Raw genomic sequence first — 8446 nt, forward strand, 5'->3', positions numbered from 1 at the left:
CCCTTTCTAAACCGATTTAGAAAGCAATGAATCTAGCAGATGATTCTCCTGCTTTCCTTCTATTAAATCAGCCATATACTGACCCGAAACAGGACTTAATAAAATACCATTTCGATAATGTCCAGTACAAGCATATAAACCTTTTATTTCTTCATGCTCTCCCATATAAGGAGCTTCATGATTCGATTGTGGCCTTAATCCTGCCCATGTACTTTCCCACTCTGCTTCTTTTAAAGCAGGCAATATCGTATAAGCACGCTCTAATATGGAAGTAATACTTTCTGGTTGTACAGATTTATTGAACGTATGAGGCTTCATCGTTGCCCCAATCACATAACGGCCACCGCGCTTCGGCGTAATATAAAATCGCTCTTGGAAAATAGGAGCTTTCAAGAGAGGTTTCCTGCTTCTTACTGCAACAACCTCTCCCTTAACAGGATATGTACCCCAATCACTATGGAAATAATGTAGTAATTTCGTACTCCATGACCCTCCAGCGATAACGACTTTTTCACATGTGATTACACCTTCACTCGTAACAATCCCAGTCACTTTATTATTCTCAATACGAATATCAAACACTTCTGTTTGTTCATATATGTCAGCTCCAGAAAATGCCGCGGAATGTGCGAATGCTTTCGTAAGCTCTGGCGCAATAACGTGACCATCTTTCGGATAATATACCGCTCCTATAATTGACTCGGATAGAAACGGCTCTTTTTCCCGTAAATGGTCCCCCGTTAGAAAATAGGAATCTTCACCTGTTTTCTGTTGCCAATCCATAATATGAAGAATTCTTTCCTTCTCATCTTCATTTTGGGCAATGCGATAAATGCCTTTTTCCTCATACCCAATATCGATGCCTGTCTTTTCACGTAAAACTTCTGCAAGTTGTGGAAATATAGCACGGCTTTCTCTAGCAAGCTCAAACAGCGGATCATATTCATCCCATTCTGCCTGCACACCGAGCAAACCAGCAGCTGCTTTCGAAGCTTCAGATGCGATTCTTTGTTTCTCTATAATCGCTACTTTATGCCCTCTTTCTGCTAGAAAGTGTGCAACTGAGCTACCAATTACACCTCCGCCAATAATCGCTACATCATACTTCTTACACATGTTTTTCCGCCCACTTTCTTATTGATTCCTTATAAGATTTTGCTCTGCTATACGGGTTACTACTACTTACAATTCCAGACATAACAGCAATTCCACTTACTTCACTTGCAAGAACATCCATTGTATTTTCAGGAGTAATTCCTCCAATAGCTATAATCGGTATCGATAAGCTCTTTGCAATGTCCGAAATTTCCTCTAACCCTCTCGCCGGCACACCTTTTTTGCACTCTGTTGGGAATACATGACCATAAACGAGCGAATCAGCCCCATTCTTAAAAGCCTCTATCGCTTCTTCTAAAGAATGTACGGAATAACCAACATGCAAATACGAAAACTTTTCTTTCACTGACCTTACATCTGTACTTCGATACCCTAGCTGTACACGCGGGACATTTAATAAAACAGCAATATCAATTCGGTCATTTATAACAAGTTTAGATGCCGGAAAGCCTTTTTTTAAAAGGCTTTCCACCCCTTCATATAATTCCTTCGTACTTTTCTCACGCTCACGAATATGCAAATAATCAATCTCACTCTCAATTTGCATCGCTACATTCACTAACTCTTCGAACGGCATATGGCCATTTGAGATTACGTGGAGCTCATTTTTCATATTCATTCGCCTACTTTAAAATATTTTCAAATAACTCATCAGCTGGAACACTTTCTTTCGTCATTCCTTTGTCTTTCAGCCATTTATTTTGTTTCTCCCAAGACTCTTTTGAATCTGATAAGAATGGCTCATCTTTCGTTTCCATCTTCTCTAATAAAATTTTCATACTTTCTTTTTCAACTTCTGGCACAAGCGGGAAGTTTTCTTTTTCTTGGTGATTTAATAAAATATTTAATGCTTCATCTGGATTTTTCTTCATAAACTCATAACCTTTTTTCGTACCACGTAAGAAAGCTTGCAATGCTTCTTTATCTTTTTTCAACGTTTTGTCACCTGTTACAAACACAAGCTCATGATAATTCGGTACGCCGTAATCAGCCGGATTAAAGTACGCTGGTTCATGGCCTTCATGACGCATAACAGGTACTTCATGGTTAATGTATGCCCCTGTTACAGCATCTACTTTTTTCGTAATTAACGCTGGCACTAAATCAAAGCCTACATCAACTACTTTCACTGTATCTGGATTACCACCAGCTTCTTTTACCATCGTTTTTAAATACATCTCACTTAAAGGTGTTCCAGAATATCCAACTGTTTTTCCTTCTAAATCTTTCGGTGATTGAATGCCTGCTGATTTCAGCGATACGACATGATTTAACGGTGAACGCACGACAGCTCCAATTGATTTCACTGGAATTTGTTCATTTGCTCTAGCCATAACAACATCTGGCTGATAATACAAGCCAACTGTCACTTTTCCTGCTGCAGCTAACGTTAATGGATCAGTCGGATTAGAGGGGAATTTAATATTTACCTTTACTCCTTCTTCTTTAAAGTAGCCTTTTTCAATGGCTGCATAAATAAAGCTATGCACCGCATTTGGATACCAATCAAGCATGACCGTTATTTCTTTCTCTTTTTTACTCTTATCTGATGCTGAATCACTCGAGCACCCTGCAATCATTGCAACTAATAATGTAAACACAAAGATGCGTTTTAATAATTTCATGAATATTTCCTCCAACTAATGAATTTCTTTTCTAATATAGAAATGAGTATGACGAAAAAAATAGCTAACAATGATAGCAATACAATTGGTGCAAATACACCAGCTCCGTCTAACTGCGTCATCATTCTTTTACTGAAATATCCAAGCCCAGCTTGTGCACCGAGCCATTCTCCAATTGCTGCCCCGATAACACTAAGCGGAACTGCAATTTTTAACGCTGAGAAAAAGTAAGGAAGAGCAGATGGCAACTTTAGCTTTAGAAAAATATCTTTTTTTGTTGCACCATACGTAACTAAGAGCTCCTCCCATTCTTTCTTCGTACTACGCAGTCCATCATACGTATTTACCGCAATTGGGAAAAACGTAATTAAGACAGTGACAACAACCTTGCTCCAAATGGTATATCCAAACCATAAAACAAATAGTGGCGCAAGTGCTGTAATCGGGATTGTTTGAGAAGCTACTAATAATGGATAAAATGCTCTTTCCATCCACGTACTCGCATTCATTAACATTGCTAGCCCTACGCCCAGTACGATAGAAATAACAACGCCTATTAAAACGACGTACAACGTTGCAGGTAAATGCACGGTAAATAATATATCTTTCAGCGCCCATATCTTCATTACAATTGCAGAAGGTGATGGCAAAATGTACATCTCATCTAAAATTCTTGCGCCTACTTCCCATAGAGCAAGTAAAATTCCACTTAATATGAGGGCAGGTAATAACTCCTTCAAGCGATTCATCATACGAGTACCTGCCTTTGTAACATACTAAGGATCTCTTCTTTAAGCGCTAACACTTCAGGCTTATATAAATCTTTTCTTGTTCGGTTACGATCAAGCGGCACAATTCGCTCAGTTAAAGTTGCTATCGGTTGATTTTCTACAACCAAAATTCGATTAGAAAGAAACAATGCTTCTTCAACATCATGAGTGATAAATAAAATTGTTTTTTCCCACTCTTTCCATTGTTCAAACAACCATTCTTGCAAAGATGCCTTCGTTAAAGCGTCCAATGCACTAAAAGGTTCATCTAACAATAATATCTCCCCGCCTGTTAATAAAGTTCGGATAAAAGATACGCGTTGCCTCATACCACCAGATAAATCTTTCGGATATTTTTTCTCGTACCCTTGTAAACCAAATTTATGTAACAGTTCTTTCGCTTTTACTTGTGCTTCTTTCTTCTCCACACCTTGGCACTCTAGCGGCAGGGCCGCATTCTCAATAATCGTCCTCCACGGCAAGAGCATATCTTTTTGGGGCATATACCCTACAGGATGACTCTTTGTTTCTGTCAGCTCTATCTGTCCAGTACTTGCCTCTTCTAAGCCTGTAATAAGGCGAAACAAAGTACTTTTCCCGCACCCACTCGGTCCGATAATACTTACAAACTCTTTATCTTGTATAGAAGCATTTAATTCATCGATGATTGGTTTCTCATCATAATGAAAGGAAACATTATGAAACTGTAGTATGTTCTTGCTCCTCAAAACCCCACATCTCCTTACGATAAGCCATATCCCAGAATAAATATTCAAATCGGCTGGAATATAAGAAAATCTCCTCTAATCGGTCTAGCTCTTTCTCTGACTTTCCAACTACCATTTCATTTAATAAATCTATTAACCAAATACAAAGGTTACCGTATTCTTCAGAACTATATCCTTGAATCCACTCTCCAAAGAACTCATGATCTCTTGCTCCAGGAATATCATTTAAACGCTTTCCAATCTCCCAATAGCTCCACATACATGGAAGTAAAGCTGATATTAATTCTGCAAGTGTGCCATTTTGAGATACAGACATCATGTAATTTGTATAGGCTAAATTTTTAGCAGATGGTTTCGCAGATTCCATCTCTTGTGCAGAAATGCCCAGTCTTTTTGCATATTGTTTATGAATCGTCATTTCACCATTTAAAATCCCATCAATTTGCTCTGCAAATTTTGCCATAACTTGTGGATTCGTTGCCTTTACAACCCCAATTGCATATAGCTTTGCATAATCTAACAAATATAAATAATCTTGAATAATATAGTACTGGAATTTGTCTTTTTCCAACGTACCATCCCCCATACCTACTACAAACGGATGATTATGACTTTTCTCCCAAACAGGCTGCACCGTATCAAATAATCTTTCACAAAATTTCATTAATAATTCCCCTTCCTATATATCTATTTATCTCAATAAAAAAACCACTTCTGTATATAAGAAGTGGTTACAGCAAATAAAATTATAATTTATTCGTTGTTCCACTTCCCTTCGCTAGTATTATCTAGATCAGGTGTTGTAAGGGTTAAGGATTATTCCTCTCTCAGCACGAAAAGCACCCCTAGTGGTGTTAATATGAAATTTTCAAATAAAAAAGCCCCGTTTCTATACGCAAAGAAACCGGGACTCATTGTTAATGTCCGAATTGCTTCCCTACGCTAGCATAATCTAGATCAGGTAATAAAAAGGATCAAAGGCTTACGGCCCTACTCTCAGCTGGCAACACCAGCCCTCCTAGCAAACTATAAAATTATCACTGTCAGTATAACACCGCCATAAGACATCATCAACTGTTTTAATTTTCTTAATTGCGAATTAAATTCGAGCGTGTTAAACAAATATAAATGCGACCCCACAAATGATATATACAATATTTATATACGAATCTCTCTTCTAGCATTATTTTTATTGATTTCATATTACATTTATGTGAATACGACCAATATATTATATCTTTATACTATAATAAAATTACAACTATACAACTAGAGGGGGTCTTTATTACATGAATATGAAAGCTACAGCTTTAACAGCAACTACTATCGCAATTGCTTCTTTACTTCCTTCTATGGGAGAATCCGATATACAAACAGCGGCTGCTAAGCAACCATCTACAGTAAAAACTGGATATGTAAAAATTGACAACGTTGCACTACATCAAAATAACCATGCAGACAGTGCAATAATTGATAACATTCGATTTAATAGCCCGGTTACTATTCTTGAGACAACTCAAGATTGGTATAAAGTATCTGTTAACAACAAAACAGGCTATATGAAAAAAGATGCAATTCTATTCAAAAAAAATGTTCAACCAAAGAATCAATATATCGTAAATGCAAACGCATTAAACGTTCGTTCTGAACCTAATACAGAGTCTTCTATTCTAGATATATTACCAAATGGTCAATTCATTACCATTGAAGGTGAACAAGGGGATTGGTACAAAATATTACATAACGGTCAAATTGGATACGTACAAAAAACATTTGTATCTAATGGATCCACACCTCTAGTAAAAGGTGTAACTGTACAAGGTTCTCCTTCTTATACTGTTGCAACACCAAAATTAAATGTACGTAGCAACGCTAGTACAAGTAGCACTCTACTTGGCTCATTACAAAATGGTACACAAGTACAAGTAGTAGAAACGATAGGTACTTGGTATAAAATTCGTTTTGGCACAGGATACGGATATGTAGCAAAACACTATGTAGTGCAAAATCAAGCACAAGCTAAAACAGCTCAACCTGCATCAATTCCAGCAGTTTTCAAATTCCCTACTCAAGGGAAAATCAGCTCCACTTTTGATATGCGCTGGGAGCAAATGCATTATGGTATAGATATAGCTGCACAAGGAAATGTCTCTATTCAAGCTGCTGCTGCAGGTAAAGTTGTAAAATCTTATTATTCGGCTAGCTACGGCAATGTCGTGTTCATCGCCCATCAAATAAATGGGAAATTATATACAACAGTTTATGCTCATATGAAGGATCGCACTGTACAAGCTGGTGATCAAGTACAAACTGGACAATTAGTAGGTCATATGGGAAACACAGGTCATTCATACGGACAACATCTCCATTTTGAATTACATAATGGGGAATGGAATTTTGAAAAAACAAATGCAGTGAACCCACTGCCATATTTAGTTAGGTAAATTATATGCCACGCAATATACCTCTCTTTATTGAATACCTGGCCTTTTTAGGTTTAATCTGTTGTTTAATCATTTATAATACGAACACTGCATTCTTATCTATTATTATTGCTTTTGTTGCTTTAGAAATCATTATGGAAGCATTACAAATGCGGCTAAAACAAAAAATTGCCCATATTTATAATGCAATTTTTCTTTTGAGTGCTCTTATAACAAATATAATTAGTAATGGTTTTTATTTATCTACCGTACTTCCTGTATTCTTTATAGGTGTTTTATTATTCATAGCTAGATACGTTCATGTTCCTAATAACCAAAAACACGAACAAGAAGCTTAGAAAGATGAGACACTGTGTACCCATATTTCAAAGATAATCCAATGAAATATATATTGAATTTATATAAAAAAATGAATACTTTTTTTGGTATACAAGGAAGTTATACTGCACAACTTCTCCTTTATGGAATGTTATTTCTTATCTTAGTTACTTTCTCCTTGCTTTACTAACAAAAAAGGATCTCACGTAAACTTGAGATCCTTTTTAATTTATATTAATTTTTAATATGTAAAGTACGGTTTATCCACAAGCATATTTTTCATAAATAAAACTAAGATTATATTTTTTCTCTAAGCTCATTCTTTGTTCATCGTCGCACCAATAGAAAAGAATATCATGAATCGTTGCATAACGCTTATTTTTAAGAAATAGTTTAAAGAATGATGGTAAACAATCATGTAATTGTATAAATATATAATTGCGTAGTATTTCTTCTTTGTATTCAATCCCCTTACAAATATACAGTAATTCTTCACAATAATATGCATGCTGTGGCACTTGGATCATTTCGAAAAATGGTACATATGATAGTAACTTTCCAATAAAATGACCATACCGATCCATTACCCCTATCGTCATATGCTCCATCATTTCTTTCATCACATATAAATAATCATCTACATGAGTTGTCTTTAAAGGGTCTAATCGATCGGAAATTTGAGAAAGTACAGCCCTTTGACAAGCTAAAACTGCTTGACTAGGTCCATAATATGATAGGAAGTCTGTACACTTACGATACTTTCGTAATAAGTCATGTTTATATAAATCATACACAAAAGTATTACAATACATTGCTAGACTCATCATATCACTATTTAATTGCTCTTTTGATAGTGTTTTCGCTCGCTTACACATATAAAAAAATGTAAATTCCAATACTTCTTTATGAGATAATAGATGTTTGCAATCTGTTATACATTTCTCATTAAATTTAACTCGATCCCAAATTTCTACATCCTCAGCTGTTAATTCACCAATACGATATTTAATAATTAAATAGTTTAAAGCAACTGCTTTCGTCAAAAGATCCCATGTTTCATACTCCAATGAAGTTTGGACAAATTCATCTAGCCCTTGGGTCATCATAAAAGCATTTGCCTCTTCATACCAACCAATCTCTTGACATAAACGAAGAATACGTACTAGAGTTGGAATTTCATCTTTATGAAACTGCGGTAAATTTTTTACTCTATTCATGCCATATGCGATAAATGCAGCTAAATTTTCTTCTTTATAAAATTCTTTTTCTTTCCATACTAATATAGTTCGCTCTTTCCCTTCACCTTTTGGATGACAAGGTACAAGCAAAGAAAATAACTCAGCGAAATTATTTGGTTCTATATATGTATCTGTAACCAAATTCCAATTTGGATCGCCCTGTACAGCCCTCATATAATTCCCCTTCCCTTTTTATCCCGCTATTTG

The 8446-nt window shown here is 35.9% G+C and carries 9 protein-coding genes and 2 riboswitches; of the genes, 2 read left to right on the forward strand and 7 right to left on the reverse strand.

Features of this window, described 5'->3' with window-relative positions:
• Positions 1–6: 6 nt before the first annotated feature.
• The 6 genes from thiO to tenA are packed head-to-tail and all read right to left on the reverse strand — an operon-like array spanning position 7 to position 4903.
• Positions 7–1116 (reverse strand): glycine oxidase ThiO, encoded by a 1110-nt coding sequence (gene thiO, locus V7038_RS13030; RefSeq protein ID WP_002201726.1) that lies wholly within the window; start codon positions 1114–1116, stop codon positions 7–9.
• Entirely contained in the window at positions 1109–1729 is a 621-nt protein-coding gene (gene tenI, locus V7038_RS13035) for a thiazole tautomerase TenI (protein ID WP_002203391.1), read from the reverse strand. The genes thiO and tenI overlap by 8 nt, the downstream gene beginning before the upstream one ends.
• 10 nt (positions 1730–1739) lie before the next feature.
• On the reverse strand, positions 1740–2741 hold the full coding sequence (locus tag V7038_RS13040; RefSeq protein WP_002203392.1) for an ABC transporter substrate-binding protein: 1002 nt from the start codon (positions 2739–2741) through the stop codon (positions 1740–1742).
• Positions 2738–3490, reverse strand: a complete 753-nt coding sequence (locus tag V7038_RS13045) for an ABC transporter permease (RefSeq protein WP_002203393.1) — start codon at positions 3488–3490, stop codon at positions 2738–2740. Before V7038_RS13045 ends, V7038_RS13040 begins: the two co-directional genes overlap by 4 nt.
• Positions 3490–4239: an ABC transporter ATP-binding protein gene (locus tag V7038_RS13050; protein WP_002159240.1), complete on the reverse strand. Its 750-nt coding sequence runs from the start codon at positions 4237–4239 to the stop codon at positions 3490–3492. Before V7038_RS13050 ends, V7038_RS13045 begins: the two co-directional genes overlap by 1 nt.
• On the reverse strand, positions 4208–4903 hold the full coding sequence (gene tenA / locus V7038_RS13055; RefSeq protein ID WP_335470468.1) for a thiaminase II: 696 nt from the start codon (positions 4901–4903) through the stop codon (positions 4208–4210). The genes V7038_RS13050 and tenA overlap by 32 nt, the downstream gene beginning before the upstream one ends.
• A gap of 89 nt (positions 4904–4992) precedes the next feature.
• A riboswitch (TPP riboswitch) is annotated at positions 4993–5096 on the reverse strand.
• A 60-nt stretch (positions 5097–5156) separates the two neighbouring features.
• Positions 5157–5269: riboswitch (TPP riboswitch) on the reverse strand.
• A 259-nt stretch (positions 5270–5528) separates the two neighbouring features.
• On the opposite strand from tenA, the gene V7038_RS13060 reads away from it, so the two are divergent.
• Together V7038_RS13060 and V7038_RS13065 are read left to right on the forward strand one after the other, a co-directional pair.
• Entirely contained in the window at positions 5529–6683 is a 1155-nt protein-coding gene (locus V7038_RS13060) for an SH3 domain-containing protein (RefSeq protein WP_283750813.1), read from the forward strand.
• Positions 6684–6688: 5 nt separating this feature from the next.
• Positions 6689–7021, forward strand: coding sequence for a hypothetical protein (locus V7038_RS13065; protein WP_002203397.1), 333 nt, complete (start codon positions 6689–6691; stop codon positions 7019–7021).
• Positions 7022–7261: 240 nt separating this feature from the next.
• Here the strand turns inward: V7038_RS13065 and V7038_RS13070 are convergent, their stop codons facing one another.
• Positions 7262–8413 carry a DUF3965 domain-containing protein gene (locus tag V7038_RS13070; RefSeq protein ID WP_002203398.1) on the reverse strand — a complete coding sequence of 384 codons (1152 nt, stop codon included), beginning with the start codon at positions 8411–8413 and terminating at the stop codon, positions 7262–7264.
• Between the last annotated feature and the right edge of the window lie 33 nt (positions 8414–8446).

This window comes from Bacillus sp. JJ783 (assembly GCF_036963225.1).
In the GTDB taxonomy this organism is placed as follows: Bacteria; Bacillota; Bacilli; order Bacillales; family Bacillaceae_G; genus Bacillus_A; species Bacillus_A cereus_U.